At 66.4% G+C, this 25,010-nt stretch carries 27 protein-coding genes, 1 tRNA gene and 2 pseudogenes; 18 read left to right on the forward strand and 12 right to left on the reverse strand.

Features of this window, described 5'->3' with window-relative positions:
- Nucleotides 1-24: 24 nt before the first annotated feature.
- Nucleotides 25-1,575 carry a S1C family serine protease gene (locus MTY59_RS14410; RefSeq protein WP_221041750.1) on the forward strand — a complete coding sequence of 517 codons (1,551 nt, stop codon included), beginning with the start codon at nucleotides 25-27 and terminating at the stop codon, nucleotides 1,573-1,575.
- A 59-nt stretch (nucleotides 1,576-1,634) separates the two neighbouring features.
- On the forward strand, nucleotides 1,635-2,132 hold the full coding sequence (locus tag MTY59_RS14415; protein WP_221041751.1) for a MogA/MoaB family molybdenum cofactor biosynthesis protein: 498 nt from the start codon (nucleotides 1,635-1,637) through the stop codon (nucleotides 2,130-2,132).
- Between the two features lie 44 nt (nucleotides 2,133-2,176).
- Here MTY59_RS14415 and mscL read toward each other — a convergent pair whose 3' ends face one another.
- The 4 genes from mscL to MTY59_RS14435 form a co-directional block, all read right to left on the reverse strand.
- The gene (gene mscL / locus MTY59_RS14420; RefSeq protein WP_221041752.1) at nucleotides 2,177-2,635 is read right to left on the reverse strand and encodes a large-conductance mechanosensitive channel protein MscL; all 459 of its coding nucleotides are present in this window, start codon (nucleotides 2,633-2,635) and stop codon (nucleotides 2,177-2,179) included.
- 67 nt (nucleotides 2,636-2,702) lie between these two features.
- Nucleotides 2,703-3,371 (reverse strand): SAF domain-containing protein, encoded by a 669-nt coding sequence (locus tag MTY59_RS14425; protein ID WP_221041753.1) that lies wholly within the window; start codon nucleotides 3,369-3,371, stop codon nucleotides 2,703-2,705.
- 64 nt (nucleotides 3,372-3,435) lie between these two features.
- The gene (locus MTY59_RS14430) at nucleotides 3,436-3,789 is read right to left on the reverse strand and encodes an FmdB family zinc ribbon protein (RefSeq protein ID WP_221041754.1); all 354 of its coding nucleotides are present in this window, start codon (nucleotides 3,787-3,789) and stop codon (nucleotides 3,436-3,438) included.
- Between the two features lie 88 nt (nucleotides 3,790-3,877).
- Complete coding sequence (locus tag MTY59_RS14435; protein WP_221041755.1) at nucleotides 3,878-4,477, reverse strand: 5-formyltetrahydrofolate cyclo-ligase; 600 nt, start codon at nucleotides 4,475-4,477, stop codon at nucleotides 3,878-3,880.
- A gap of 76 nt (nucleotides 4,478-4,553) precedes the next feature.
- Between MTY59_RS14435 and MTY59_RS14440 the strand changes: the two genes are divergently transcribed.
- The 6 genes and pseudogenes from MTY59_RS14440 to MTY59_RS27950 all read left to right on the forward strand — a co-directional run.
- On the forward strand, nucleotides 4,554-5,465 hold the full coding sequence (locus MTY59_RS14440; RefSeq protein ID WP_221041756.1) for a UTP--glucose-1-phosphate uridylyltransferase: 912 nt from the start codon (nucleotides 4,554-4,556) through the stop codon (nucleotides 5,463-5,465).
- A 126-nt stretch (nucleotides 5,466-5,591) separates the two neighbouring features.
- A complete protein-coding gene (glp, locus tag MTY59_RS14445) occupies nucleotides 5,592-6,881 on the forward strand; it encodes a molybdotransferase-like divisome protein Glp (protein WP_221041757.1) in 1,290 nt (429 codons plus the stop codon).
- Between the two features lie 20 nt (nucleotides 6,882-6,901).
- Entirely contained in the window at nucleotides 6,902-7,555 is a 654-nt protein-coding gene (locus tag MTY59_RS14450) for a GNAT family N-acetyltransferase (RefSeq protein ID WP_221041758.1), read from the forward strand.
- 225 nt (nucleotides 7,556-7,780) lie between these two features.
- On the forward strand, nucleotides 7,781-8,857 hold the full coding sequence (gene sepX, locus MTY59_RS14455; RefSeq protein ID WP_221041759.1) for a divisome protein SepX/GlpR: 1,077 nt from the start codon (nucleotides 7,781-7,783) through the stop codon (nucleotides 8,855-8,857).
- Nucleotides 8,858-8,907: 50 nt separating this feature from the next.
- Nucleotides 8,908-8,980 (forward strand) — tRNA-Ala (locus tag MTY59_RS14460).
- 285 nt (nucleotides 8,981-9,265) lie between these two features.
- Nucleotides 9,266-9,385 (forward strand): annotated as a pseudogene (locus tag MTY59_RS27950) (copper resistance protein CopC); the annotation flags it as partial.
- A 142-nt stretch (nucleotides 9,386-9,527) separates the two neighbouring features.
- Here the strand turns inward: MTY59_RS27950 and MTY59_RS14470 are convergent.
- The 5 genes from MTY59_RS14470 to MTY59_RS14490 form a co-directional block, all read right to left on the reverse strand.
- A complete protein-coding gene (locus MTY59_RS14470) occupies nucleotides 9,528-10,730 on the reverse strand; it encodes a cupin domain-containing protein (protein ID WP_221041761.1) in 1,203 nt (400 codons plus the stop codon).
- 110 nt (nucleotides 10,731-10,840) lie between these two features.
- On the reverse strand, nucleotides 10,841-10,978 hold the full coding sequence (locus MTY59_RS14475) for a hypothetical protein (protein WP_221041762.1): 138 nt from the start codon (nucleotides 10,976-10,978) through the stop codon (nucleotides 10,841-10,843).
- Nucleotides 10,979-11,595: 617 nt separating this feature from the next.
- Nucleotides 11,596-11,796 carry a YegP family protein gene (locus MTY59_RS14480; RefSeq protein ID WP_221041763.1) on the reverse strand — a complete coding sequence of 67 codons (201 nt, stop codon included), beginning with the start codon at nucleotides 11,794-11,796 and terminating at the stop codon, nucleotides 11,596-11,598.
- A 39-nt stretch (nucleotides 11,797-11,835) separates the two neighbouring features.
- Nucleotides 11,836-12,177: a three-helix bundle dimerization domain-containing protein gene (locus tag MTY59_RS14485; protein ID WP_221041764.1), complete on the reverse strand. Its 342-nt coding sequence runs from the start codon at nucleotides 12,175-12,177 to the stop codon at nucleotides 11,836-11,838.
- A 258-nt stretch (nucleotides 12,178-12,435) separates the two neighbouring features.
- Nucleotides 12,436-12,993: a TetR/AcrR family transcriptional regulator gene (locus MTY59_RS14490; RefSeq protein ID WP_221041765.1), complete on the reverse strand. Its 558-nt coding sequence runs from the start codon at nucleotides 12,991-12,993 to the stop codon at nucleotides 12,436-12,438.
- A 141-nt stretch (nucleotides 12,994-13,134) separates the two neighbouring features.
- On the opposite strand from MTY59_RS14490, the pseudogene MTY59_RS14495 reads away from it, so the two are divergent.
- A pseudogene (locus tag MTY59_RS14495) lies at nucleotides 13,135-14,072 on the forward strand (alpha/beta hydrolase).
- 100 nt (nucleotides 14,073-14,172) lie between these two features.
- On the opposite strand, the gene MTY59_RS14500 reads toward MTY59_RS14495, so the two are convergent.
- Nucleotides 14,173-14,790: a TetR/AcrR family transcriptional regulator gene (locus MTY59_RS14500; RefSeq protein ID WP_250160568.1), complete on the reverse strand. Its 618-nt coding sequence runs from the start codon at nucleotides 14,788-14,790 to the stop codon at nucleotides 14,173-14,175.
- Nucleotides 14,791-14,960: 170 nt separating this feature from the next.
- Between MTY59_RS14500 and MTY59_RS14505 the strand changes: the two genes are divergently transcribed.
- Both MTY59_RS14505 and MTY59_RS14510 read left to right on the forward strand, forming a co-directional pair.
- Nucleotides 14,961-15,467 (forward strand): formate dehydrogenase, encoded by a 507-nt coding sequence (locus MTY59_RS14505; RefSeq protein ID WP_250160569.1) that lies wholly within the window; start codon nucleotides 14,961-14,963, stop codon nucleotides 15,465-15,467.
- 111 nt (nucleotides 15,468-15,578) lie between these two features.
- Nucleotides 15,579-15,779 (forward strand): hypothetical protein, encoded by a 201-nt coding sequence (locus MTY59_RS14510; protein ID WP_221041766.1) that lies wholly within the window; start codon nucleotides 15,579-15,581, stop codon nucleotides 15,777-15,779.
- A gap of 3 nt (nucleotides 15,780-15,782) precedes the next feature.
- Here the strand turns inward: MTY59_RS14510 and MTY59_RS14515 are convergent, their stop codons facing one another.
- Complete coding sequence (locus MTY59_RS14515; protein ID WP_250160570.1) at nucleotides 15,783-17,330, reverse strand: molybdopterin-dependent oxidoreductase; 1,548 nt, start codon at nucleotides 17,328-17,330, stop codon at nucleotides 15,783-15,785.
- 255 nt (nucleotides 17,331-17,585) lie between these two features.
- Between MTY59_RS14515 and MTY59_RS14520 the strand changes: the two genes are divergently transcribed.
- Nucleotides 17,586-18,365: an enoyl-CoA hydratase-related protein gene (locus MTY59_RS14520; protein ID WP_221046447.1), complete on the forward strand. Its 780-nt coding sequence runs from the start codon at nucleotides 17,586-17,588 to the stop codon at nucleotides 18,363-18,365.
- A 12-nt stretch (nucleotides 18,366-18,377) separates the two neighbouring features.
- Here the strand turns inward: MTY59_RS14520 and MTY59_RS14525 are convergent, their stop codons facing one another.
- On the reverse strand, nucleotides 18,378-18,986 hold the full coding sequence (locus tag MTY59_RS14525; RefSeq protein WP_221046448.1) for a TetR/AcrR family transcriptional regulator: 609 nt from the start codon (nucleotides 18,984-18,986) through the stop codon (nucleotides 18,378-18,380).
- A gap of 50 nt (nucleotides 18,987-19,036) precedes the next feature.
- On the opposite strand from MTY59_RS14525, the gene MTY59_RS14530 reads away from it, so the two are divergent.
- From MTY59_RS14530 to pat, 6 genes are all read left to right on the forward strand, one after another.
- Nucleotides 19,037-20,248 carry an aromatic ring-hydroxylating oxygenase subunit alpha gene (locus MTY59_RS14530; RefSeq protein ID WP_415822710.1) on the forward strand — a complete coding sequence of 404 codons (1,212 nt, stop codon included), beginning with the start codon at nucleotides 19,037-19,039 and terminating at the stop codon, nucleotides 20,246-20,248.
- Between the two features lie 79 nt (nucleotides 20,249-20,327).
- Nucleotides 20,328-21,461: a M42 family metallopeptidase gene (locus MTY59_RS14535; RefSeq protein ID WP_221041768.1), complete on the forward strand. Its 1,134-nt coding sequence runs from the start codon at nucleotides 20,328-20,330 to the stop codon at nucleotides 21,459-21,461.
- Between the two features lie 122 nt (nucleotides 21,462-21,583).
- Entirely contained in the window at nucleotides 21,584-22,600 is a 1,017-nt protein-coding gene (locus MTY59_RS14540; RefSeq protein ID WP_221041769.1) for a GHMP family kinase ATP-binding protein, read from the forward strand.
- Nucleotides 22,588-23,205: a D-sedoheptulose-7-phosphate isomerase gene (locus MTY59_RS14545; protein ID WP_221041770.1), complete on the forward strand. Its 618-nt coding sequence runs from the start codon at nucleotides 22,588-22,590 to the stop codon at nucleotides 23,203-23,205. The genes MTY59_RS14540 and MTY59_RS14545 overlap by 13 nt, the downstream gene beginning before the upstream one ends.
- 8 nt (nucleotides 23,206-23,213) lie before the next feature.
- Nucleotides 23,214-23,765, forward strand: coding sequence for a D-glycero-alpha-D-manno-heptose-1,7-bisphosphate 7-phosphatase (locus MTY59_RS14550; protein WP_221041771.1), 552 nt, complete (start codon nucleotides 23,214-23,216; stop codon nucleotides 23,763-23,765).
- Nucleotides 23,766-24,024: 259 nt separating this feature from the next.
- The gene (gene pat / locus MTY59_RS14555) at nucleotides 24,025-24,969 is read left to right on the forward strand and encodes an acetyltransferase Pat (protein WP_221046449.1); all 945 of its coding nucleotides are present in this window, start codon (nucleotides 24,025-24,027) and stop codon (nucleotides 24,967-24,969) included.
- Nucleotides 24,970-25,010: the final 41 nt, after the last annotated feature.

Genomic DNA, 25,010 nt, shown 5'->3' on the forward strand with positions numbered 1-25,010 from the left:
ATAGAGGAAGAGCGACTTAGCGACATGACGAATGACCCGAGGTATTCGCCGCCGCCGCAGCAGCCGGGATATCCCCCCGCGCCGAATCAGCCTGCGCACGTCCCGAGCCATGCGGCGTCCTCCGGCTACGCCCCGGGACAACAGCAGCCGTACAACCAGCAATATGACTGGCGCTATCGGTCGCAGCCGTCCCAGTCGCCGACGACGCAGTTCCGTTCGCCCTACGAGCCCTTCAGCAACGCCGGGCAGGGTCGGATCCCCGGGGGAACCGGCGCGGGCCCGATCCCGGGCGGTGCCGGCGCGGGTCACATGCCCGGCATGCTGCCTGGAATGCCTGTCCCGCCGGAGCCCCAAAAGCGTTCTCGCACAGGCCTATTGGTCGTCGGTGCGCTGGCCATCGCGGTGGTGTCGGCCGGTATCGGCGGTGCCGCGGCGACGGCCGTCGAGCTCGGCACGCACGCGACCGGGAACGGTGGCGGGCGGGTCATCGGGGCGGCGCCCAGCGTCCCGGCCGCGAACATGCCGCCCGGCAGCGTCGAGGGGGTCGCCTCCAAGGTGGTGCCCAGCGTCGTGATGCTCGAGACCGACATCGGGCGCCAGTCCGAAGAGGGGTCCGGCATCGTCTTGTCCACCGACGGGCTCATCCTGACGAACAACCACGTGATCGCCGCCGCGGCGGGACCGCCCAAGGGGCCCGGCGGCCCCCCGGGAGCTCCGCCCGCGGCTCCCGCGCCTCCGGGCCTCCCCGGTGGCCCCGGCGGCCCCGGCGGCCCCGGCGGCTCGGGCGGCGCCGGTGCCGGCGCGCCGACGGCGAAGACGACGGTGACCTTCTCTGACGGTCGCACCGCACCGTTCACGGTGGTCGGCGCGGACCCCACCAGCGATATCGCCGTGATTCGGGTGCAGGGCATGTCCGGGCTCACGCCCATCTCGCTGGGCTCCTCGTCGGACCTTCGCGTCGGCCAGCCGGTCGTGGCGATCGGCTCGCCGCTGGGCCTGTCGGGCACGGTGACCACTGGCATCGTCAGCGCGCTGAACCGGCCGGTGTCCACAACCGGTGAGTCGGGCAACCAGAACACCGTGCTGGACGCGATTCAGACCGACGCCGCGATCAACCCCGGTAACTCCGGTGGCGCGCTGGTCAACATGAACGGCCAGCTGGTGGGCGTCAACTCGGCCATCGCGACGCTGGGCGCCGACTCGCCGGATGCCCAGAGCGGTTCGATCGGCCTGGGCTTCGCGATTCCGGTCGATCAGGCCAAGCGCATCGCCGATGAGCTGATCGCCACCGGCAAGGCGTCCCACGCCTCGCTCGGCGTGCAGGTGACCAACGACAAGGGCACCCCCGGGGCCAAGGTTGTCGACGTCGTCTCGGGCGGTGCGGCGGCATCCGCCGGCGTCCCCAAGAACGTGGTCGTCACCAAGGTCGACGACCGGCCGATCAACAGCGCCGACGCGCTGGTCGCGGCGGTGCGGTCCAAGGCGCCCGGCGACAAGATCTCGCTGACGTTCCAGGATCCCGCTGGTGGCGGCAGCCGGACGTTGCCGGTCACCCTCGGAAAGGCGGACCAGTAGTGAAGGTGGACGAACCCTCGGCGACGGGATTGTCTGAGCTCGGATATACGGTTGCTCCCATGGGAACGGGTGCGGAATTGGTAGTTGGCCGGGCTTTGGTTGTGGTGGTCGACGATCGCACCGCTCACGGGGACGAGGACCACAGCGGGCCGCTGGTGACCGAGCTGCTGACCGAGGCGGGATTCGTCGTCGACGGTGTGGTCGCGGTCGCCGCTGACGAGATCGAGATCCGCAACGCGCTGAACACCGCGGTGATCGGCGGGGTGGACCTCGTCGTCTCCGTCGGTGGGACGGGCGTCACCCCGCGCGACGTCACCCCGGAGGCCACCCGCGAGATCCTGGATCGCGAAATCCTCGGCATCGCAGAGGCCATCCGCGGGTCGGGCCTGTCGGCGGGGATCATCGATGCCGGATTGTCACGCGGCCTGGCCGGGGTGTCCGGCAGCACGCTGGTGGTCAACCTGGCCGGCTCCCGCTACGCCGTGCGCGACGGGATGGCAACGCTGAATCCGTTGGCGGCCCAGATCATCGGGCAGCTGTCGAGCCTGGAAATTTAGCGCCGAGGCCGGCTAAAGCCCAAGCCGACAACCTCGGTCGCGGCTTATTTCGTTTCGGCTTCCGCGCGCGGTCCGTAGTCGGGTGGGGGCTTGGTGGTCACACTCCCGTGCTTGCCCGGCGATTCGCCGTTGGTCTGCGCGAGCAGGTCGCGGATCTCCTTGAGCAGGACGACCTGCGCGTCGTCGGCCGGCTCCACCTCGTTGCGTTTGCGCAGAGTGGTGTACGGCAGCACGACCAGGAAATAGACCACCGCGGCGATGATCACGAAGTTGATGGCAGCCGACAGGACGTCGTTCAGGTCGATGGTCTGACCGCCACCGATGCTGATCCGCAGGATGCCGATATCAGACTTCTGGTTGACGCCGATCCGGTTGATCAACGGCTTGATGATGGAGTTGGTGAATGTCGTGACCAGCGCCGTGAACGCGGTACCGATGACCACCGCGGTGGACAGGTCGATGATGTTGCCCCGCGAGAGAAACTCCTTGAACCCTTTGAGCATTGGGGATGGCCTTTCTGGGACTGGACAGAGTTTGCTGTCGACTCGCAGACCAACAACGGCCAGGCACTCAGTGCAGGGTGAGCGTCACGGTCTGGCCCAGCGCCGACCCTGCCACCGTGTTCGCCACACGAGCCGGCAGCGCAACTAACACTACGCGGTCGCTGTCGGCGGCCTGAATCTTTTCTTTGGCCGATACCAGCACCACCACGGCGTCGGTGGCCAGCACCTTGGGGGCGGCGTGGGCGTTATCCGGCGCACTGGTGGCCGGCGCGGCCAGCACGTCGACCACGTCACCGATCCGGACGAGGTCGATCAGTGCGGCGTCGGCCAAATGCAGCGGCACGACGCGGGCACCCGGTCCGGCCGTCGATTCCGCCAGCCGGCTGCCCAGTAGCCGGACGTCGGTGAGCACCTCACCGCGTCGGGTCGGGCCGGCCAGCGTCGAACCCAGCACCGCGCCCAAGTCCGCCCGAGCTCCGTCGGGAACGGTTGCGGCCAAACGCTTTTCGAGCCGGACATCGGCGGAAGTCAACGCGGCACCGGGACGCAGGTCATGGTCGGCCACCACGACTTGCGCATAGTCACCGGCGGGGTCGGACCGCAGCGTCGCGATGCCGGCCAGCGCGACCAGCCCGCCCGCGGCGACGCGGCGCGCCAGCACGGTGCGAGTCCAGTCCGGGCGCAACCACAGCGAGACTCGGCTCAATAGGCTTGGGTTCAGCGATGATTCGCCCACGCGGCAACGGTAGGCGTTACCCGGCGCGTGGGCTCACGCCCGGCGAGGCCGGTGTGGATAACCGTCAGTTGGTCGCGGCGGCGGTGGATGTCGTGGAGCTGCTGCTCGACTTGTCGCTCGAGCTGGAGCTGGACTTCTCGCTCGAACTCGAGCCGGACTTGTCGCTCGAGCCCGAGCCGTTGGATCCCGAGTCGCCCGTCGAGGAGGAGCCGTTGCTTGAACTCGACGACTTCTTGCTGGACTCGCGGCTGTCGGTGCGGTAGAAGCCGCTGCCCTTGAACACCACGCCGACGGAGTTGAAGCGCTTGCGCAGCCGCCCGGCGCAGCGTTTGCACGTGGTCAGCGCGTCGTCGGTGAAGGCCTGCACGATGTCGAAGCGATCGTCGCACTCGGTGCACTGATAGCTGTAAGTCGGCACAAAAACCTCCGGATGATTGCAAACCTGGTTAGCACTCTAGCGTCTCAAGTGCTAGAACCGCCACGTGACATGTCTCATTCCCGATATGTCAGCGTCCATCGAGGTCGATCAATCCTTGTCGCGGCGTGAGCGCGTGGGTCATCGGAATGTCGTGCGGATCGGCCGGCACTTCGTCGAGCACTTCGGCGTCGCGGACGACCGCGATCAGCCGCGCGTGCGGGTCGCGGCCGCCCAGCGAGCGGTCGTAGAAACCCCGGCCCCGGCCCAGCCGCACGCCGCGGCGGTCCACGGCCAGGGCCGGCACCAGCACCACGCCGGCTTGCGCCAGGGCGGATGACGGCAGCCACGGCTGCGGTGGCTCGAGCAACCCCCACCGCCCGGTGGTCAGCGTGCCGGGCCGGTATTCGCCCCAGGACAACGGCAGCGGCGTGTTGTCGGCCGCGGTGCGCGCAACCGGCAGCAGCACTCGCCCGGTGCGCCGCAGCAACATGTCGAGCATCTCGATGGATCCCGGCTCGGTGCCCACCGGCACGTAGGCGCAGATCGTGCTGTCGCTGGTCATGATGCTTTCCAGGCGCTCCAGCCGCTCGCACACCTGGCGCGCCTCGGCGGCGCGAACGTCGTCGGCAACGTGGCGCCGGGCGGCGAGCAGCTGGTCGCGCAGCGCGGCTTTGCTGGTGGTCGCCATGCGTCAACCATGACAGCCGGGTCTTTGCCCGCGCCACATCGACTCGGCGAAGCGGATGCGGGTTATCGTGTGAACAATGTCAAGCCCAAACGTGGTGGTGCCACGCACAGCAGTCGTGCCCGCCGCGGGTCTCGGTACCCGCTTCTTGCCGGCGACCAAAACGGTCCCCAAGGAGCTGTTGCCCGTTGTCGATACGCCGGGCATAGAGCTGGTGGCCGCCGAGGCGGCCGAGGCCGGTGCCGAGCGCCTGGTGATCATCACCTCGGAGGGCAAGGACGGCGTCGTCGCGCACTTCGTCGAAGACCTGGTGCTGGAAAGCACGTTGGAGGAACGCGGCAAGACGGCGATGCTCGACAAGGTCCGCCGCGCGCCGCAGCTGATCAAGGTCGAGTCCGTGGTGCAGAGCGAGCCGCTGGGCCTGGGGCATGCGATCGGCTGCGTGGAGTCGCGGCTGGCCGACGACGAGGACGCCGTCGCGGTATTGCTGCCCGACGACCTGGTGCTGCCGACCGGCGTGCTGGGCACGATGTCGAAGGTGCGCGCGCACTACGGGGGCACGGTGTTGTGTGCCATCGAGGTGACCCCCGAAGAGGTCAGCGCCTACGGCGTTTTCGACGTCGAACCGATTCCCGACGACGACAACCCCGACGTGCTCAAGGTCAACGGCATGGTCGAGAAGCCTCCGGCCGAGGACGCGCCGTCGCTGTTCGCCGCGGCCGGCCGTTATGTGCTCGACCGCGCGATATTCGATGCGTTGCGCCGCATCGAGTGTGGGGCCGGCGGCGAAGTACAGCTCACCGACGGGATCGCGTTGCTGATCGCGGAGGGTCACCCGGTGCACGTGGTCGTGCATCGCGGATCTCGACACGACTTGGGAAATCCTGGCGGCTACCTCAAGGCTGCGGTTGACTTTGCATTGGATCGTGACGACTACGGCCCGGATTTGCGGCAGTGGTTGGTGGCGCGATTAGGTCTGGCCGAAAAGTAGCCGGGCGCTAACCCGGCTGGCGGACGACAGCGGGCCGGCGGAACGCGTAGCGGTCCCGGGTGGGGATGCCCCGCCTGCGCAGTGAGCGGGTCGTCTACGCGCGGCCCGACGGCAGAGAGGCGCGCTGTGCGTTCGGTGGAAGAGCAGCAGGCCCGGATCACGGCCGCCGCGGTGGCCCCGCGGCCGATACGTGTGGCGATCGCCGAGGCGCAGGGATTGCTCTGCGCCGAAGAAGTGGTGACCGAGCGCCCGATGCCCGGCTTCGACCAGGCCGCGATCGATGGCTATGCGGTGCGCAGCGTCGACGTCCTGGGTGTCGGCGAGGTGGGCAGCGAAGGTCTTCCGGGGCCGTTTGACGAGGCGGGCGAGGGCGACGGGCGCGAGGGCCTGGTGCTGCCGGTGATGGGCATGGTCGAGGCGGGCTCGCGCACCCCGAGCCGGTTGCAGCCGCGCCAGGCCGTGCGCGTGCAGACCGGGGCGCCGCTGCCGACCCTGGCCGACGCGGTCCTGCCGTTGCGGTGGACCGACGGCGGGACGCAACGGGTGCGGATTCTGCGGGGCGCCCCGTCGGGCGCCTACGTGCGCCGCGCCGGCGACGACGTCCAGCCCGGTGACGTCGCGGTGCGATCCGGGACCGTCATCGGTGCGGCGCAGGTCGGGCTGCTGGCCGCGGTCGGCCGCGAGCGGGTGCTGGTGCACCCGCGGCCCCGGGTGACGATCATGGCGCTGGGCGGCGAACTGGTCGACATCTCGCGCACCCCGGGCAACGGGCAGGTCTACGACGTCAACTCCTATGCGCTGGCGGCGGCGGCGCGCGATGCCGGCGCGGAGGTCAACCGTGTCGGGATCGTCAGCGGCGGTCCCCGCGAGCTCCGCGAGATCGTCGAGGGCCAGATCAATCGCGCCGAGGTGATCGTGATCGCCGGTGCGGTCGGGGGCGCCGCGGCCGAGGCGGTGCGCCAGGTGCTCGCCGAGCTCGGCGACATAGAGGTGGTGCGCGTCGGCATGCATCCGGGATCCATCCAGGGTTTCGGGCAGCTGGGCCGCGAGGGCGTGCCGACCTTCCTGCTGCCGGCCAACCCGGTGAGCGCGCTGGTGGTCTTCGAGGTGATGGTCCGTCCGTTGATCCGGCTGTCGCTGGGCAAGCGCCAGCCGATGCGTCGCATCGTGCAGGCGCGCACGCTGTCACCCATCACGTCGGTGGCCGGACGTAAGGGCTTCCTGCGCGGCCAGCTGATGCGCGACCAGGAGAGCGGGGAGTATCTGGTGCAGGCGCTCGGCGGCGGCCCGGGCGCGTCGTCGCACCTGCTGGCCACCCTCGCCGAGGCGAACTGTCTGGTGGTGGTGCCGAGCGGCGCCGAGCAGATCCGCACCGGCGAGATCGTCGACGTTGCCTTCCTGGCTCAGCGCGGCTGAGCGAAAGAACCGCACACACGGTGAACCTGTTGCGCGCCAATTCCCGTCATCCAGGGTGGCCCATGAGCGTTGGGCCACTGCGGGTTCCGGCCGGCGTCGTGCGGTTGCGGGCGGTGCGGCTGCGCGATGGCGCGCAGTGGAGCCGGATTCGGTTGACCGATCGTGCGCATCTCGAACCGTGGGAGCCCAGCTCCGAGGGTGATTGGACGACCCGTCACGCGGTGGCGGCCTGGCCGGCGCTGTGTTCCGGTCTGCGCGCCGAGGCGCGGCAGGGGCGGATGCTGCCCTACGTCATCGAGCTCGACGGTCACTTTTGCGGCCAGCTGACCATCGGCAATGTCACCCACGGCGCGCTGCGGTCGGCGTGGATCGGCTACTGGGTACCGCGATCGGCAACCGGCGGCGGCGTGGCCACCGCGGCGCTGGCGCTGGGGTTGGATCACTGTTTCGGCCCGGTGATGTTGCACCGGGTCGAGGCGACCGTGCGCCCGGAAAACGCCGCGAGCCGGGCCGTGCTGGCCAAAGTCGGCTTCCGCCAGGAGGGGCTGCTGCAGCGCTACCTGGAAGTCGACAGGGCGTGGCGCGACCACCTGCTGATGGCCATCACCGTGGAAGAGGTGAGCGGATCGGTGACATCGGCGCTGGTCCGCGCCGGTAACGCCAGCTGGGTGTGACGGCCTCGCCGGCGAGGCGCGGATTTCGCCGTCCCTTACCAGGTTCTCCGACGGCTCGCGGGGGAGTCCGAATTGTTGCCGTTCTGGGACTGGCGCGACACGAGTGACTCGTGGTGCTTGTGAGAGGCAAATTACAGGTGTGTAATTGTCCTGTTCAGTACCACCCGGTCGCGTTGGCCACCAATGGGCTGCGCGGGGGATGGACACCGAAGAGAGCAGGTCATCATGCCAAGCATCCCGCAGTCATTGTTGTGGATATCGCTCGTGGTGCTGTGGCTGTTCGTCTTGGTGCCGATGCTCGTCAGCAAGCGCGACGCAGTGCGGCGCACCAGCGACGTGGCCTTGGCGACCCGGGTGCTCAACGGCGGGGGCAACTCCCGGCTGATCAAGCGCAGCGGTCCGGCCGCCGGGCATCGCAGCGACCCAAACTGGACGCCGCCGGAAGAGTCGGCCGAGACCGATCTCGACGAGGAGCGCGACTTCTCCGAGGATGAAGACCGCGACCACGAGGCGGACGACGACGCCGATACCGACGAGCCGAGCCGCCGGCGCCCGGTCGTGATGAGGATGGCCGTCGCCGAGCCCGCCGAGCCCGCTGAGCCCGACTACGTCGACGTCGATGTGGTCGAGGATTCCCACGTACTTCCGGTGGGGGCCAGCGATTCTGCCGCCGAGCCGGAGACGGCCGACATCGAGCCGATCGAAGACGATGAGGCGGACACCGAGGCCGTCGCCAAACGCGACGAGGAGGACAAGGACGAGGACAGCTACGAGTACGTCGAGGACTCGTCCGGTCTGGAGCCCGCCGCCGAGGCTGACGACGCCGACGAGGAGGCGCCGGCGCCGATGCCGCGCAACGCCTCGCGGCGGCGCCGGTTCGACAACAAGACCGCCGCCGCGGTCAGCGCCCGCAAGTACGCCTTCCGCAAAAAGGTCCTGATGGTGATGGCGGTCGTTTTGATCGGCTCGGCCACCGCGGCCTTCAAGATCTCGCCGACCGCCTGGTGGGTGTGCGGCACCGCCACCGCGATCACCCTGCTGTACCTGGGCTACCTGCGGCGCCAGACCCGCATCGAGGAGAAGGTGCGCAACCGCCGGATGAAGCGGGTGGCGCGGGCGCGGCTCGGCGTGGAGAACGCCTACGACCGCGACTACGACGTGGTCCCGTCGCGGCTGCGACGCCCCGGCGCGGTGGTCCTGGAAATCGACGACGAGGATCCCGTCTTCGAGCACCTGGACTACGCGATGGCGATGCGGACCTTCGGTTGGCCGCGGGACTTGCCACGCGCCGTCGGCGAATAGTGCTGGCAGTTCGGTAGTTGGTGCCGCGGCTGGTAGCCTGCTAGCGGTCAGGGGCTATGGCGCAGTTGGTAGCGCGACTCGTTCGCATCGAGTAGGTCAGGGGTTCGATTCCCCTTAGCTCCACGCGAGAAACCCAGCTAAGCGCTTGTATTTGCATTAGCTGGCGCCGTTGTTTTGGATGGTCCAGTTAGCAGTCGGTCCGCAGCAGATCGGATCGCCGCGTCGAGGTTGGTCGCGACGTGGTCCAAATCCTCGTCAAATAGGTCGGCGTAAACGTCAAGCGGCATAGACGCTTTCGCGTGCGCGAGCATTCGCTGGACCGCCTTCACGTAGGCGCCCGCCGACACGCTCCTCGGCGAGCGCGGCCGGGAACGGCACCGAGGCTCGACCCAAGGGAGCGGTGCCCAGTACAGCGGGGCGATGCGGCCCGACGCACCGCCCGGGCTTTACACGGTCAACTGGTATGTGACGTCCGACGACGGTGACCCTGCGTCCGGATCGTGGACCTATACCGTGAAGCCGTCCTGAGCAACTCCGACAAGTCGGACAAGTCCGAGGACTCCGACAAGTAGTGGGATCAGGTTCCGGTCCCGTGGTTCACTCCGGCAACAACCCTTCCAGTTGGTGAGAGTGCTTCTAGCTAGTGATGCACCTAGTTTGCACCGGGCTATCAGTTGTCGGACAGTCGGACGAGGAATCCGATTACGATCAGCGACCGGGCTAGCTCGACCTGCTGGTGCGCACTCAGTCCGGGAAGATCGCAAATCCGGAACGGCTCGGCGCTTTTCGAGATGAACTGCATCGCGGCTTTGTGGTCGGCACCGGCGCGCACCGACAAACTGGCAAAGTGCAGCGAAACACCGTCGGCAGCTGCTTTCACCCGCGAATAGAGCGGTTGATACTTCCTTACTAGTGTTTGTCCGTCGATTCGGGCTGCTTTCGACGCGCTGGGTGGGATTGGTGGGCATCGGCCGCGGCGGACCAGGGCACCCGCCAATGTGTCGAGACCTCTCGCGATGGCGCTCGGGTCCTCAACCGCTTTGACAGCGTCACGTAGGAGCACGCCCAGGCTTGCCTGCACACTAGGGTCATCGAGATACCGCGGAGGCGGATAGGCATTCAGACGGTCGTCGTGGAATCGCTGCGATTTAAGCGCCGCGATGGCGAGCTGAAGCATGGTGGGTGGGTGGAATCCGACGGTCAGATGGGCGGATGCCTCTGAATTTGTCTCGGCTGCATGAACTTTGCCGCGTGGCAGGTACAGCGCGTCACCGACTTCGAGGCGCAAGTCGGTTAGCAACGGGAGGTTGTCGATGACAACCGTCTTGTCCTTCTCGGGTTGCAGTTCGCGCGGCGGGACCTCGGGGGCGTCGTACAAATGCCAGATCTTGGAGCCCTGGATCTGCAGGATCATCACGTCGTGGTCGTCGTAGTGGGGAACGAGCCCTTGTGTTGCGGGCGGGGTGATGTAGGCGTTGATCTGTATCGGGAAGTTCAGCTCGACCTCGATGGAGTGGGCCAACGACGCAATCGTGCGCACGTAGCGCTCGACGCCTCCCATCACGATGGTGTAGCCATCGGCAAAGTCGTTGCGGATGCCGGCAAGGTCCAGACTGCCATCAGCAAGCTGGTAGCTGTCGGAGCCACTCTTCCTGTGTTTTCCTCTCAGCAGGTGAACCGTCGATGGGTCCCGCCGAAAAAGCTCCAAGAGTTCCTCAACCGCCGACGACGCCTGCAGCAGGCTATCGAAGTAGCCCGCGCACGAGCGCTTAACGTGGTAGTGCGTTATCCCCCAGATCTGGTCAACAAAGGTCTCTACGGCGAGAGGTTGAAGCAACCAGGCTAGTGACGGCTCGCTGGTGGCAGTAGGCACTTCGAATATGGTCTTCCGATGCAGTGGGCCGACGGATTCATCGAAACTGTTGTGTGGCGGGCGGGATCACGCGTACGTCGGCAGTTGGCGTTACGCCACTCCGGGGAACGTTACCGCAGCTTTTCGGCGCAGCTTCGGTTGGGATCGGAGAAGCGGACGACCACCCGCACCGCGGAATCCTCGTCGATGGAGAAGTCTTTGACGCGGCGGAGTCCGTCCAGGTGCTCGAGCAGTTCCGGTCTGGTCACGGACGGTCATTCAACGTCGGCCGTCCGACAGAATCGGGCCGCCCCGACGAGAGCAGGGGCGGCCCGCCAGCGGGTCCTGGGTAACGTAATTGCGGTACCAGCCGACTTAACGTCCATGATGATGAGAAGGCTGATTTGGCTCAGTGTCTTGAGCTTTTCCTTTGCGTTCATCGTGACCGCCGCAGCGGGGCCGGTGGTTTCCGTCGTAGCCTGCGCCGGGGTGTTGGTTTACGCACTGGCCGTGACACGCGGAGCCGCGGCTTGCCGCGCCGAGGCAGCAGGGGTCGAGGCCGCAGAGGCCGAGGCGGCAGAAGCCGAGATAGAAGCCAGGGCATTGGTGGCAGAAGCAGTAATCGCAGAAGCCGAGGCAGTGGTAGCAGCGGCCCGATTACGCCTGCTCGGAGGAGCTGCTTCCTGAACCGTTTATGTCTGCAAAATCGTTCCGGTTAGTAATTGCCCAGGCACGTCGGTTTCCCCGGTTCAACAGAGGGACGTCTGCGCCCGAGTGGACGCGGCCGTTCGTGAGCGAGGACCGAAAGTCCTTGGGGGAGTGCCACACTGCTACCTGCGCCACGCGCAGCGTATGCGTGGCGTACGACGATGAACGGCGATGGACGCTAGTTGTGCGCGGGCTCCCGTCCGGTCAGGTCTACGACCTTCGCGGCGGGAGCACTTGTCTTGACCGACTCGATGCCTTTATGGGCACTTTCGTTGGTCTCATAGCCCTGGCTGGCGGCGATGATCTCGCCGTTGGCTGCTTTGAGGTGGAACCGATACTTGCCGGATTTGTCCTTGCTGATCTCGAACTTGGCTGCCATGGCAGTTCTCCCTGTTCGTTTCCTCGAACGGCGAAAACGCTACCCCTCGTTGGCTCCTCGAAAAAGGTACTGAGCTGCGAAACGCGCACCTAGCCACGTCCAAGTGGCCGGGCGCCAGTCCGTGCGCTGATCACGCACAGCAACGGTCTCGCTGCCGGTCACGGCGGGTGTCGGGACCTCGGCAACCGCCGTTGACCTGGCCAGTTCTTCCCTGGCGCGGCGTTCAACCAGCAATGGAACGTAGTCGCGCAGTTTGCTTTTGTTGAACCCCGCATACACATGCTGGACTACCGCCGCCACGTGATCGTGCGGAAGTTCCGCGTACTTCTGGACAAGACGACGTTCGACCGCGTCGATCTGTGCCCGCTCTTCTTGAGGCACGCCCGCCACCGTAGATGAAGAACTCGATTCTCACCAGCAAATAACTGGATTCTCGCTCGGGCGTAAACGTGGGATACGTCACAAGTCCAGGCTCGACGAGTCGATCAACTGTTCAGACGCCGGTCTTGGCCGATCTGGTTCCCAATGGTTTCGCATCGAGTAGGTCAGGGGTTCGATTCCCCTTAGCTCCACAACGTTTAGCGCTGGTCAACGCGTGGGTCTGGATCGGTCCTCGGGCCGAACGGAGCCGGCCCGCAGTCACGAGTTCAGGCTCGGTTTCGGCTGGTTGTCCGTCACGAGCTCGATGAGAGCACGTTTATCCGCTTCGTCGAGCTGATGCGTCAGCAGTCCCTCCACAGCGAACACCCCGAGCGTGGTCCTGGCGGCAATTCCTGCCTCCGCGAAGCCGGCTTCGCGCAGGCCATGAGCCAGCATTCCTTCGACGAGAAGATGGAACCCGTTGTGCCATGCGTCGATTCGGGGGGATACGGCGGTTCGCGAGTGCACGACCGTCACCAATTTGTGGTAGCGCTCCAAGCGTTGGACGACCCACAGCACGCGCTCGGTGAGTGCCGTCTCGGCCAGTGTGGCGAATTCCGTGACCGCGTTGGCCACGATTTGTTCAAGCACCCCGACCAGAAGGGCATCTTTGTCCTCGAAATACCAGTAGATCGTGGTCGGTGTTACCCCGGCGGCCGACGCCAGTTGTCCCATCGAGGCGTGGTCGTACCCGGCATCGGTGAACAACCGCTCAGCGACCGCGAGGATCTCGGCCCGCTTCTCCTGCGGATCCTGCGGTCGCCGATTTCGGGGCACCGCGTCAGCTTATCTTGACTGGCATACAAGAAGCTTGTTAGGTTTCTTGTACGACATACAAGAACAGCGGTAGCTCGAGGTATGAGGCCGACGCACCCGCCGACCGCCAGCCCGCCGACGAATAGCACCGATGGAGTTGTTGTGACCGTGACGCCCAATCAATCCTTCGCCACCACCGAGGAGTCCTTCACTTCCGGCGGGGTCCGGTGCGCCGCACGCGTATACCGCCCTACCGGCTCAGATGCGACGCCGCGACCGGTGATCGTGATGGCGCACGGATTCGGGGCCGTCCGCGCCTTGCGGCTTTACGCCTACGCCGAACGATTCGCCGCTGCCGGTTATGTCGTCGTCGCCTTTGACTATCGCGGCTTCGGTGACAGTGAGGGCCAGCCCCGTCAACTTCTGGACATCAAGGCACAGCATGCCGACTGGCGAGCGGCCTTGAAATTCGCACGCGAACTGCCAGGAACCGATCCGGACCGCGTGATCGCCTGGGGAACTTCCTTCGCCGGTGGTCACGTCATCACACTTGCCGGCACCGGCGAGCCGTTAGCGGCGATCATCGCCCAGGTGCCACACATCAGCGGCCCCGCCGCCGTCCGCGCCACCGGCGTCCGGGCAAGCCTGCGACTCGCCCCACACGGCCTGAGAGACCAACTCCGAGCGTGGTCGCACCGAACGCCGGTTTACGTCAACTCCGCCGGCGCAACAGGGGAAACCGCCGTCATGACCTCACCGGACGCCTTGGCCGGCATGGAGCGGCTGATCGCCGACTCGGGACTCGCCCCCGACGCCTACCCGACCACGGTGGCCGCTCGCATCGTGCTGCGTGTCGGCACATACTCACCAGGGCGGCATGCCGGCGGCATCGCCTGCCCTGCACTCGTCCAAATAGCCGAGCACGACGCGGTGACCCCACACACGTCGCCCTGAAAGCTGCGCACAAGATGGCAGAGCCGACCGTGCACACTTACGACTGCGGCCACTTCGACCCCTACGTGGAACCACTATTCTCGACCGTCGTTGCCGACCAGCTCGCCTTCCTGCACAGGCACGCCCCCGTCCGCATCGAACGGTAGAGGGGGTAGCGCGACTCGTTCGCATCGTCATTCGCAGGCCCCACGCGGCGCGGTCGGCGTCACTGACGGGACCGCCGAGACCCGTCTTTCGCCGCGATCATCAGGGCAGATTGATTCGCCAGTACAGCCCGACCAGGAAGTCCGCGAGCTGACCCGCGGTCATGTCCAGAAGCCCTTCGGCCCATGAGATCAAGAGTTCCGAGGCGGCCCCGGTGAAGGCGAAAGTCTTCGTCCGGGTCTCTAGGGAGCTGCTCTCGAAATCGCCCGCGTGGGTTCCTGACCACCGGTAGAAGTTCTGGGCGGCGCGTAATGGGATCTCATTTCGGCGAGCCCCGGCCCGTCCTCCTTTACCGAGTGCCTCGACGAAGATGATTCGGATCATGCGGGGGTCGCCGGCCAGTGTGTCGGCGGTTGTTCGCAGTACGGTCGTCATCCGCGAAATGTCGTCATCAGGCGCCTCGACGACTGCGGCGTTCACGGCACTCTCAACCGTGTCGTCGGCGAGCTCGAGTACCGCGTCGAACAACGCGTCCAGATCGCTGAAGCTCTCGTAGAAATACCGCTCGGTCAGCCCGGCTTCAACGACCACATCTTTGACCCGAACCGATCCGGAACCCGCAGAACCGAATAGGTTCATGCCGGCCTCGATCAACTTCCGCCGCCGCTCGGCGATCCGCTGTTCACCCGTTGCTCCGCCGTACACACGGCCAGCCGACACCTTGGCTCCTACCACTGAAGTTCTCCAGCCTCAGCATAAGTGTCGACCGTTGACCTCCCGGACGAGCCAGAGGCGGTCTCGAGCAGGTGACGCTACGGCGTGTCGCGGTTTCACCGCAGGTCGGTTCTGAGACCGTTGGACATACTCGCGATGGAACGCAAGGAGGCGGCGTGAGCCCGACTCAGATTTTCTTCGTGTCAGCCCTCGTCGTCATGCTGGTAGTCGGGATCGCGGCAGTCAACTTCTCCGGAAAGCTGTTCCGCCCTGAAGCGACCCTGGCGATTGTCTTGACGGTGATTACAGTCGCGGCCTGGGTCTGGCGGATGCCACGGGGGTGGTACACGATTTCGCAAATCGCTTGGCGCTACCGGTTAAAGACTTGGCAGGTCCGGGAGGTCGCGGACAAGCTCGGAATGAGGGCCCTCAACCGTGGTGCGCTGGTTCCTCCCTCACAGCGGAAGAAGATGCATCCCGAACTGATGCGTCTGAAGAAGCGTAAGGCGGTGCGGGAGCCGAGGGCACCGAGAAACACACGATTGGTCTACGAATCCTCGGCCGCGCAGCCTGATTCCCTGGGGGAGGCCGATCGCCTGCCGTTCTCCGGTGAGGAGCTACTGCGACATCTGCATCCGCGCATTACCCATTCAGTGGCAGACGTCGAGGACGAGGCAGTCTGACGGATCAGTTCAGGCCGTACGGGATCTCAGCGGGCGTTCCGCCCGGCACGCCCGCGCGAGGTCTGCCGGGTCGGGCGCGACCTCCCCGCCCCGGGCACCTAGCATTCCTATATGAGCAAGACTTTCGTCGTCGCATTCGCCGTCGGGTTGCTTGTCGCGGCATTCGGTCTGATCTGGGCGCTGCAGGGATTCGGAGTGCTTGGCGGCAGTCCGATGAGCAACACCACAACCTGGTCCATCATTGGTCCGGTCACCGTGGTCATCGGCATCGTGATTGCGGTGTTCAGTTGGCGGAAACTTACCTCGAAATAGGCTTCACGTCTCCGCCACGGTGAAGTCCACCGTGTGCCAGCCGGTGGCTCCGTCGGGCACGGTACCAACCCGATCTGCGGTCTGGGTAGCTCCGGTGTTGTCCGTAGCGCGCACCGTAATACTATGTCTCCCTCGTGTTTTCGCTTGCCAGGGGAAGCTCCACAATCGCCACGTCTGATTGGAATAACTCGCGCCCAATTCGGCGGGCTGCCACGAGCCGTCGCCGATGCGGACCTCCACGCCCCGCACCCCACGATTCTGGGCCCACGCGACCCCGCCAAAGACCACCGGTCCCATCGGCGTTATCTGACCAGCTTTCGGCACGTCGATGCGCGACTCGGTCTTGATGGGCGCGCGCGGTGCCCAGCCCTGACGCGTCCAGTACGCCTTGGCTCTGTCGAAACGGGTCAGCTCGAGCTCGACGACCCATTTGGTGGCCGACACGTACCCGTAGAGCCCCGGCACTACCAGCCGGGCGGGATAGCCATGCTCGATCGGTAGCGGCTGGCCGTTGAGGCCGACCGCGAGGAGCGCGTCGCTGCCATCGGTGAGCGCCTCCACTGGTGTGCCCGCAGTGAACCCGTCGATCGATGTCGACAGCACCATATCGGCGTCCGCGTGTACACGGGTGGGCGCCAGCAGATCAGCCACCCGATAGCCTGTCCAGACGCCCGTCGAAATCAGGTTTCCCCCAACGGGATTCGACACGCAGGTCAACGTCGTCACCATTTCGACGGCGTCAAAGCCGAGGAGCTCGTCGAAGCTGTAGGTGGCTTCGTGGTCCACCATGCCGTGGATGCGCAGCCGCCAGTCGCCGTGGCTGAGTTGGGGAAGACTGAGTGCGGTGTCCACCCGGTAAAAGTCGGCGCTGGGGGTGATAAATCTCGGTAGCGCAACGCCGTTCGGTTGCACGTCAGCAGGTATCGGTGGCGCCGGTGATCGAGGTCGGGGAAGTGTGAAGGTGTTGCGGTCGGCGGCCACCGAATGGACAAACCGTGTGATGACCGCACCGACCACACCACTGGCTATCCCGAGTCCGAGTAGCCCGAGCACGACCAATCTGCGCCTGCCGGCATCCGGGTCGTCGTGGTCAAGTGTGGTTTCCGGCTCTCGCGGGCCGGGCCAAAACCGACGCGTGAGCGAGCGAAGGACCACTACGCCGCAGATGGCCCCCGCGACGGTGGGGATCGTGTCGAGTACCGTCGCGCCCTGTCGCGATAGCACCGCGATGCATCCGAGGACGCCCGCTGTGGCGATCACGACGCTGCCGAATGGGCGGCGCTGAGTCTCTAGGCTCCCGGCGATTGCCGCGATGGTAGCGATCACGACGATCACGACGACGGCTAGGAAGGGCTTGTCCAGGGAGCCCAGGGCCTGAATCGCCCATTCCTTGATGGGTCCCGGCGTCAGGTCGACGACCACTGAGCCGATCGCAGCACGCGCATCGGCACGCGCTCCGAACGGGACACCCACCAGCTGGGCCACGCCGAGCGAGACGACCGCGGCGGCGACGCCGGCAACCATCCGCTCATTCGACGAGACGACAGCCATCGGAGTTACTGTACTCGCTTTCGCCTCAAACGCACCGCAAACACCTTGTCGTGCAGTCGAACCGGCGCCAAAACGCCTCAGAAACAACGTTGTCTCACCCGGTGGTATGCGGGATCGAGCGCCTAACGCTGGCCGCGGCATCGGACGCGGTCCTCGTCAACACTGTCGAAAACCGGGCGAACATGGATAGCCTGCGTTGCATAGACAGGAGCTGATGTGGCCGACGAATCGCAGGGCGAAGAACCGCAGTTGAAGATGGAGCGCGACGGCAGCGTCGTCGTGCTGACCATGAACAATCCACGGCGGCGCAACGCGCTGACGCCGGCGATGATCACATTGCTGGCCGAGGCGTGGGACGAGATCGACGCCGACGACGGCATCCGTGCTGCCATTCTCACCGGCGCGGGATCGTCCTACTGCGTGGGCGGCGACCTCGCCGATGGGTGGATGACTCGCGGACCGAAGGCGGATAACACAGCGGCCCAGGGCAAGTCGCGTGGCAGCGTGATCACCGAAGGCCTGTTGTTGAGCCGCTCCTTGACCAAGCCGTTGATCGCCGCGGTCAACGGGCCGTGTCTTGGCGGTGGCTGTGAAATGTTGCAGCAGACCGACATTCGGATCGCCGAGGAACAGGCGGTGTTCGGCCTGCCGGAAGCCAAATGGGGGCTGATCGCCGGTGCCGGCTCGACCGTCCGGCTCAAGCGTCAGATCCCCTACACCAAGGCCATGGAGATGATCCTGACGGGCGACCCGCTGACGGCCGCCGAGGCCTACCACTTCGGCCTGGTGGGTCATGTGGTGCCGACGGGCCAGGCGTTGATCAAGGCCCGCGAGATCGCGGCTCGCGTTGTGGCCAATGGCCCCTTGGCCGTTCGCAACGCGAAGGCGTCGGTGATCAACAGCGGCTGGATCGACGAGGAAGACGCGCGACGCATCGAGCAGCGGTTCGTCGTCGAGGTGGTCCGCTCCGAGGACGCCAAGGAAGGGCTTGCCGCCTTCGCCGCCAAACGTGAACCGCGTTTCACGGGAAGGTAGCCCTGGGGCGGCTCACCGCTCGACGGCGGCGTGGGCGCGCACCGACGGCGCGATCCAGTCTTCGAGGAACTGTCGCAGCTCGCGTCCGGTGCGTGGTGGACGGCCCGGGTCGACAATCAGTGACTGCAGGGTGCGCAGCATGATCTCGACCAGTTCGTCGAGCCGACGTTCGGCGAATCCCGCTGCGGCCCAATCGACGTCGAATCGCCGCAGGATCGACCGGCCGAACGAAATGGCCATGTCGGAGGTGACTCCTGTGGTGAAGGCGCTGGCCTTGCCGGGCTGGAACACAAGGCTCAGGTACTTGTCGTGCGCGAGTTGCTCGAAGGTGTAGGCGATGCCCTCGACCACCGCCTCGGTGGGGTCGGTGATCGAACCCAGATGCGCCGCAAGGCGGTCCAGGAACCTGTCGACGGCGGACAGCGCCGTCGCGCCCAGCAGTGCCTCGTGGGTGGGGAAGTACCGGTAAATCGTCTGCCGCGTCACTCCGAGCGTCGACGCGACCTCGGAGACGCTTACCGTTCCGCGCGCGTCGATGGCGCTGCGGGTCGCGCCCAGGATGCGTGCGACCGCCTCATCGTCGTCGGCCGGGATGTCACCCGACCAGCCGTGTCGGCGCATGGCGTGATCGTCGCACACCCCGGCCGCCGATCTTGACAATACAAACGATAATGATTGTATGGTCCGGGAAGACGGGGCCGAAGGAGAGCAGGGTGACGACGATCGACAAGCCGGTGAGTGGCACCGATGAGACGCTGACCCGGCGGGGCCTGCGTCACGCCCGGGACAAGACGACCGATCTGGCCGAACGTGAGCTGCGGGTGCCGCTGCACTACTATCGCGATCCCAAGATCACCGAGATCGAGGAATCGCAGATCCTGCGCCGGGTGCCGTTGGCCGTCGTCCCGTCGGCGCAGGTGCCGAACAAGAACGACTACGTGGTGCGCTCGGTGCTGGGTGACTCGCTGCTGGTCACCCGCGACCGCAGCGGCGCCAGCCACGTCTTGCTCAACTACTGCCGGCACCGCGGCGCGATGCCTGCCTGCGGCTCGGGCAACGCCTCGCGGTTCGTCTGCCCGTATCACGCCTGGACCTACCGCAACACCGGCGAACTGTTCACCGTCCCGGGCAAGGCCGGCTTTGATTCGATGGACACCAAGGACTATGGCCTGGTCGAGTTGCCCTCCGAGGAGCGGCACGGGTTCATCTGGGCGGTGCTGACCGCCGGCGCCACCATCGACCTGGACTCGCACCTGGGAGACTTCGGGAACGAACTGGCGCTGTGGAACTACCAGTCGTACGGCTATCACACGCAGCGCGAATTCACGTCCGAGGTGTCCTGGAAGGGCGCCCTGGAAGCGTTCGCCGAGGGCTACCACTTCCCGTACGTGCACGGCCAGAGCCTCATCGGGCAGAACACCCTGGCCAACACGATGGTGTACGACGAATTCGGCAAGCATCACCGCATCGGATTTCCGTTCACCTGGATCACCAACGCGGACACCGACCCCACAGCGTCGCTGGACCCCTCGACGAACATGGGCGTGATCTATTGGGTGTATCCCAACCTGATCCTGGCCAACAGCCCGGTGGGCGTGGAGATCATCGACATGCTGCCCGCGGGTGAACCGACCCGCTGCACGGTCCGGCACAGCTGGATGGGCCGCATCCCGGCCGCCGACGACGAGATGAGAGCGGCCTACGACACGGTCTTCGAAGGGGTGCATGCGGCCGTGCGCGACGAAGACTTCGCCATGCTGCCCCAGTGCGGCGAGGGCGTCCGGCACGGCCAGCACGACCACATGATCATCGGGCGCAACGAAATCGCCGTCCAGCACATGATCAAGGTGTTCGCCGAGGAACTGGGCGTCGCACTGGGCTGAACAGCGTTGTTGCCCCGGGTTGGGTAGCCGCAAGCCAGCGCGGGTACTGATCCTCTGAACCCAAGACGGAGAGGATCCGATGGCGCACCGCGACCGCGACTCCACCGACGAGCTGCTGCAAGAACTTCTGTTGGCCTTCGGGCCGTGCGGGCAGGAGGGCGCGGTACGCGCGGTCATTGCCCGCGAATTGCAACCCCTTGTCGACGACATGTGGACCGATGACGCCGGCAACCTGATCGGCTATGTCGCGGCCGACCCCTCGGCCGGTGATGCCGGGGCGCCCAACCACCGCCACCGGACCGAGTTCATCCCCGGTACCGCGACACGGGTGATGGCGCACATGGACGAACTGTCCATGATCGTCAAGCGCGTAGAACCCGATGGCACACTGCATCTGACGCAGCTTGGCACCATGTACCCGGGAAACTTCGGACTGGGTCCGGTCGCGGTGCTGGGCGACAACGAAACCCTCACCGCTGTACTGACTCTCGGCTCCGAGCACACCACCCAGGAGAGCTCGCGAATCTGGGAGACCAAACCCGACCAGGGCGACCGCGCGTTGGACTGGGATCACGTCTATGTTTTCACCGGGCGCAGCGTCGACGAGCTGACCGCCGCGGGAGTGCACGCCGGAACCCGGGTGTGTGTCGACGGCAGCAAGAGATCGATGGTCGAGATCGGCGACTACGTCGGCGCCTACTTCCTCGACGACCGCGCCGCGGTGACCGCCCTGCTGAACGCCGCACGCCTGCTGCGCGAGCGCCAACAACGGCCCGCCGACGACGTCTACCTGGTATTCACCACCAACGAAGAGATCGGCGGGGTCGGAGGCACCTACGCCAGCGCCACCCTGCCCGGCGACCTCACCCTGGCCCTGGAGGTCGGCCCCACCGAACGCGAATACAACACCAGCGTTACCGGCGGCCCGATCATCGGTTACAGCGACGCCCTATGTGTTTACGACAAAGAGGTCGCCGACCGGTTGCTGAAAATCGCCACCGACCGCGAGCTGTCGCCACAGGCGGCCGCGCTCGGCGCCTTTGAATCCGACGCGTCACACTCCAAGGCCAACGGACTGACCGCGCGCGCCGGCCTGCTGTGCCTGCCCACGCTGAGCACCCATGGCTATGAGGTCATCGCTCGCCGCGCGCTCGACGACATGGCCGCGATCGTCGTCGATTTCGTCGTGGAGCCGAGTCCAAAGATCGTCTGAAAACCCGGCGACCGCGCTGATCACCCTGTTAGGCTGGCGGCGCTTCAGGACGCCAAACGATGGGATTAGCACGTGGCGGGTGTGGTCTCTGACAAAACGCTGCCGCAACAACGCGAATCCCCATGACGCGCCCACGAATTCGCGCACGAGCGCCGCTGCGGATCTCGTTCGCCGGAGGCGGCACCGACGTCCCGCCGTTCCCGACGACCGAAGGCGGCTGCGTCCTGTCGGCCACCATCGATCGCTACGCGCAGGGATCGCTCGCGCCGCGTACCGATCGCCGGGTCAGCATCGAGTCGGTGGACTTCAAGACCACGCATGAGATGACGCTGGACAGCGAGATCCTCTGCGACGGCAGCCTCGACCTGATCAAGGCCGCGGTGCGCAGGTTCGGCCGCGACGGCACGGACGGCTACGACCTGGTGCTGCGTTCCAGCGCTCCGCCCGGCTCGGGACTGGGCTCGTCGTCGACGATGATGGTCGCCCTCACCGGCCTGCTCGCCGAGCACTACCGGGTGCCGATGGGCGAGTACGAGACCGCCCAGCTTGCGTGCGCCATCGAACGCGACGACCTGGGCATCGCGGGCGGCCTTCAGGACATGTACGCCGCGACGTTCGGCGGCTTCAACTTCATCGAGTTCACCGACCGGGTGATAGTCAATCCTTTGCGGATCCGCGATGAGACGGCCTTCGAGCTCGAGCTCAGCCTGCTGCTGTGCTACACCGGCATCACCCGCGACTCCGCGCGCGTGATCGAGGACCAAACCCGGCGCGCCACAGCGGGTTCCGACGACACCCTGGCGGGGCTGCGGGCCCAGAAGGATCTGGCGGTCGCGATGAAGGCGGCGCTGCTGACCGGCAAGCTGAACGACTTCGGCGCGCTGCTCGGCGAGGCGTGGAGTCAAAAGAAACGCATGTCGCCCTACATCACCAACGAGCGCATCGACGACCTCTACGACCTCGCCCGGAAAAACGGTGCGCTGGGCGGCAAGCTCACCGGCGCGGGTGGTGGGGGATACATCCTGCTGTTCTGTGACTTTGCCAAAAAGCACCGACTCATCGAAGCCCTCGAGGGCGCCGGCGCCACGATCACCGAATTCGCGTTCGAGAGCAAGGGATTGACAACATGGCAGGCCTGACCGAGTCGGATGTCGTCCCGCCGAGCGTGGACCTGGTGCGGCAGCGGCTTGCCGAGACCATCGCGGTCAAGCAACAAATGCAGCAGGGCGATTTCGCCGCGCGGACCGTCGAAGTGGCCCGCGTGATCATCGGAGCGTTGCGCGCCGGCGGCAAGGTGATCTTTTTCGGCAACGGGGGATCCGCGCAAGACGCCGGGCACCTGGCCGCCGAACTGATGGGCCGCTTCGCTTTTGACCGCCCCGGGCTGGCGGCGATCAGCCTCCCCGACGCCACCGCGGCGATTACCGCGATCGGCAACGACTATTCCTACGACGAGGTGTTCGCCCGTCAGGTCCTCGCCGCGGGGCGCCCGGGGGACGTGGTGGTCGGGCTGACCACATCGGGGAACTCTCCCAACGTCGTTCGCGCGCTCGAGGCGGCCGGCCAGGCAGGGATGACGACCGTGACGCTCACCGGCGCACGCGGCGGCAAGGTGGCCGACGTCGCCGAAATCTGCATCCGGGTGCCCAGCCACGACACCGGGCGGATCCAGGAAGCATCCCTGCACCTGGGCCACTCCATCTGCGAAATGGTCGAAGCGGCACTGTTTGCCAGGCCTTCCTGACGTCGACGATGGCCGCACCCGACCTGCGCACCGTGCGCACCGTGTTCTTGGACCGGGACGGCACGATCAACGTCAAGGCCGCCGATTGCGAATACATCCGATCACCCGCCGAGCTGGTGCTGTTGCCCGGCGCCGCCGAGGCGCTGGCCGCGCTGAACGCCGCTGGCCTGCGGACCGTGCTGGTGACCAACCAGCGCTGGCTATCGGAAAAGACCGCCAACTTAGCAGATTTCGCCGCCACCCAGGGGCGCCTGGACGAAATGCTGGCGCGCGACGGCGCGCGACTCGATGCCGCCTATCACTGTCCGCACGCGGCGAACAGCTGCGACTGTCGCAAGCCGCTGGCCGGCATGTTGGTACGTGCGGCCAGAGAGCACGATTTCGACCTGGCCGACTCGGTCATGATCGGCGACAGCGACATCGACATGCTGGCCGGGCGGGCGGCCGGGACGGCGACCATCCTGCTCCGTCCGGGTGGCGGGGCCGCCGACGACGCTGACTTCGTGGTCGACGATCTTGCCGCGGCCGTCGAACTGATATTGAGCGCCCGAGCCGCCTAACTGTCGCTGCTCAGCGGACCTCGACAGGTGGCGCGCAATGCGGTGACTTGCCCCGCATCCTTGCCGGGCCGCGACCCTGCTCATAACCTGGCAACAACCGACCGCGTCCGGGGTGTTCGGCCCGGAGCGGCAGACGACGGCAAGCAGGCGGGCAGGTCATGGCATCACCGCGACGCGCAGAGCGGTGTCGCGATGCTGCGGGCGGCGGTCTATAGCGGTGGCGGGACTGACCGGCGCCCGGGTGGACGAGCTGGCGACGATGGACATCTTCAAGGGCCATCCCGCCGAAGACCTCGCCCCGCTGGCGGCGCGCCTGCAGCCATTGCGCGCCGCGGCCGGTCAGGTGCTGATGCGGCAGGGGGAGCAGGCCGTCTCGTTTCTGCTGATCTCGTCGGGTACCGCCGAGATCACCCACGTCGGTGACGACGGCGTGGTGATCGTCGAGCACGCGTCCCCGGGCATGATCGTCGGCGAGATCGCCCTGCTGCGTGACATTCCCCGGACCGCGACGGTGACCACCGCGGAACCGCTGACCGGTTGGATCGGTGACACCGAGGCGTTCACCAGCTTGGTGCACATCCCCGGCATCATGCCGCGGCTGCTGCGCACCGTGCGCCAGCGTCTCGCCGCGTTCATCACGCCGATCCCGATCCGCGTGCGTGACGGCACCCTGCTGTTGCTGCGTCCGGTGCTGCCCGGCGATAGTGAGCGCACCGTGCACGGACACGTCTACTTCTCCAGCGACACCTTGTATCGGCGCTTCATGACCCCGCGGCTTCCCACCCCGGCGCTGATGCACTACCTGTCGGAGGTCGACTACGTCGATCACTTCGTGTGGGTGGTCACCGACGGCAGCGACCCGGTGGCCGACGCGCGCTTCGTGCGTGATGCGAACGACCCGACGGTCGCCGAGATTGCCTTCACGGTCGCCGACGCCTATCAGGGCCGTGGGATCGGCACCTTCCTGATCAGCGCACTGTCCATCGCGGCTGAGGTCGACGGCGTCGAAAGGTTCTCCGCCCGAATGCTTTCCGACAACGGACCGATGCGCGCGATCATGGACCGCTACGGCGCCGTCTGGCAGCGCGAAGACATCGGCGTCATCACCACCGTGATCGACGTGCCCCACCCGCGCCACCTGCGGCGTGCGGAGGCCGAGCAGATCAAGCGCGTGGCCCGGCAGGTGATCGCGGCGGTCGGCTGAGGCGGCGCGCGCGTGGGACGACCGGGTGCGGTTGTGTCCTG

It is taken from the genome of Mycobacterium senriense, assembly GCF_019668465.1.
Classification (GTDB): Bacteria; Actinomycetota; Actinomycetes; order Mycobacteriales; family Mycobacteriaceae; genus Mycobacterium; species Mycobacterium senriense.